Raw genomic sequence first — 2,577 nt, forward strand, 5'->3', positions numbered from 1 at the left:
ATGCGTGCGGCGTTCGCCCGGTTCGCCGCTCCCCGGGCCGCCGCGTCGGTCCACCGTGCCTGGTCCACCTGGAACAGCTTCTTCACGTTCCTGGTCGCCGAGGGCGTCGTACCCGGCAATCCGATGCCGGCGGTGGGGCGGCCCCGCACCCCGCTCCCCCAGCCCAAGCCGCTGCGGGGCGAGGACACCCCGGAGGAGCTGCTGGCCGCGGTGGCCCGCGAGGACGGCCGGCAGCGCGACCCGTGGCCGGAGCGGGACCTGGCCGTGCTGGCGTTGGCGCTGTGCGCGGGGTTGCGCCTGTCGGAGCTGCTGGCGCTGCGGGTCGCGTCGGTGGCCGGCCGGCCCGGCGAGCGCCGGGTGGACGTGGCGGGCAAGGGTGGGCGGCCGCGGACGGTGCCGATCGAGGCGGGTGTGGACCGGGTGCTCGTGGACTACCTGGACAGCCGGCGGCGGCGGTTCGGGGCGCGCACGGTCCGGCCGGACTCGCCGCTGCTGGTGGACCGGCGGGGTGAGCCGCTGCGCCGGGGTGGTCTGCAGTATCTGGTGGAGTCGTGTTACCGGCGGGCCGGGGTCGGTGACCGGGTGCCGCGGGGCGCGCGGTTGCACGCGTTGCGGCACACGTTCGCGACCCGGTTGGCGGAGGACGGGGCGAGCGCGGCGGAGATCATGCGGTTGCTGGGGCACGCGTCGTTGGCGTCGTCGCAGGCGTACATCGAGGTGACGGCGGGTCAGCAGCGCGCGGCGGTGGCGGCGAACCGTACGAACCGGGCCGTGGCGGGTCTGGTGGCGCAGCGGGAGGCGCCCTGAGCGGGGCAGCATGGCGGGATGCGGGTGGGTGCGGCGCGGGCGGTGGCGGTCGAGTGGGTGCGGGCGGAGATGCGCCGGGACGCGTCGGTCGGGGGTGCGTTCTTCAGCGGGTCGACGGTGGGCCTGCCGGATGACGCGGTGCTGCCGTCGTGGTCGGACGTGGACGTGCTGCTGGTGCGGGACGCGCCGGCGGCGAAGGTGGGCAAGTTCCGGCACCGTGGGGTGCTGCTGGAGGTCTCGGCGGTGACCTGGGCGGAGTTGGGGTCGCCGGCGGACGTGCTGGGGTCGTGGGTGTTCGCGCCGATGTTCCGGACGGACGCGGTGATCGCGGATCCGTCGGGTCGGCTGGCGGGGATCCGGGAGCGGGTGGCGGCGGGGTTCGCGGACCCGGTGTGGGTGCGCCGGCGCTGCGCCGGGGTGCGGCGGCGGATCGAGGTGGGGCTGTCCCGGCTGGACGACCGGGCGTCGTTGCCGGAGCAGGTGCTGGCGTGGGTGTTCCCGACGTCGGTGCTGGCGGTGCTGCCGGCGGTGGCGGGGTTGCGGGATCCGACGGTGCGGCGGCGGTACGGGCGGGCGCGGGAGGTGCTGTCCGCGTACGGGTTCGGTGACCGGTATCCGGAGCTGCTGGCGTCGCTGGACGGCGGTGGCGTGGGTCCGGGTCGGGTGCGGGAGCACCTGGCCGGGTTGGCGGTGACGTTCGACGAGGCGGCGCGGGTGGCGCGTACCCCGTTCCCGTTCCGGGCGGATCTGAGCGCGGCGGGGCGGCCGGTGGTGCTGGACGGGAGCGCGGCGTTGGTGGCGGCGGGCGCGCACCGGGAGGCGATGTTCTGGATCGTGGTGACGTACGCCCGGTGTCACGCGGTGCTGGCGGTGGACGCGCCGGGGCGGGAGCGGGTGTTGCGGCCGGCGTTCGAGGCGGCGGTGGCGGACCTTCAGGTGGCGTCGGCGGCGGACCGGCGGAGGCGGGCGGAGGCGCTGCTGGGGTCGTTGCCGCGGTGGCAGGCGGTGGCGGATGCGGTCGCGGAGCGCGCTGTGGCAGGCTGAGGGGTGAACGCGACTGGCGGCACGGGGATGGGTCAACCATCGGGGAGCTCGTCGCGGGGGTCGACCGCCTGGGCCTCCGCGGGCGGGGTGCGGCATGTCTTCTTCGGGTACGACGACGGCGCGGTTGCTGCCGGGTGCGCCGGTGGCGGAGCGGGTGTTGGCGGAGGTCGCCGAGTCGGTGGTGGCGTTGCGCGCGGCGGGGGTGACGCCGGCGTTGGCGACGGTGCTGGTGGGCGACGACGACGCGAGCGCGGGTTACATCCGGATCAAGCAGCGGCAGGCGGCGGAGTTGGGCTTCGTGTCGCCGCACGTGCATCTGCGGGCGTCGGCGTCGCAGGCGGACCTGCACGCGGTGCTGGCGGACTTCAACGCGGACAAGGCCGTGCACGGGGTGCTGGTGCAGTATCCGATCCCGGGGCATCTGGACTACGACCGGGCGCTGGCGGAGCTGGACCCGGACAAGGACGTGGACGGGATGCATCCGGTGAACATGGGCCGGCTGGCGTTGGGGTTGCCGGGGCCGTTGCCGTGCACGCCGGCGGGGATCGAGGCGTTGCTGGCGTTCCACGGGGTGCCGGTGGCGGGCCGGGAGGTGGTGATCCTGGGTCGGGGCGCCACGTTGGGCCGGCCGTTGGCGATGCTGCTGGCGCAGAAGCGGCCGACGGCGAACGCGGCGGTGACGGTGGTGCACACCGGGGTGCCGGACTGGCCGCGGTACACGCGGCG

General features: G+C 75.8%; 3 protein-coding genes and 1 riboswitch. All 3 genes read left to right on the plus strand.

All coding sequences use genetic code 11. From position 1 onward, the window contains the following. Positions 1–807, plus strand: an 807-nt coding sequence (locus tag ACW0Q9_RS30175) for a tyrosine-type recombinase/integrase (RefSeq protein ID WP_456187115.1), incomplete at its 5' end; no start/stop codon positions are given. Positions 808–825: 18 nt separating this feature from the next. Next, positions 826–1,851, plus strand: a complete 1,026-nt coding sequence (locus tag ACW0Q9_RS30180) for a hypothetical protein (protein WP_456187117.1) — start codon at positions 826–828, stop codon at positions 1,849–1,851. Continuing rightward, positions 1,851–1,932: riboswitch (ZMP/ZTP riboswitch) on the plus strand. (Overlaps the previous gene by 1 nt.) Positions 1,933–1,945: 13 nt before the next feature. Then, positions 1,946–2,577 (plus strand): bifunctional 5,10-methylenetetrahydrofolate dehydrogenase/5,10-methenyltetrahydrofolate cyclohydrolase (locus ACW0Q9_RS30185; RefSeq protein ID WP_456187119.1); only part of this gene is annotated, 632 nt, incomplete at its 3' end.

It is taken from the genome of Micromonospora sp. I033 (genome assembly GCF_053890995.1).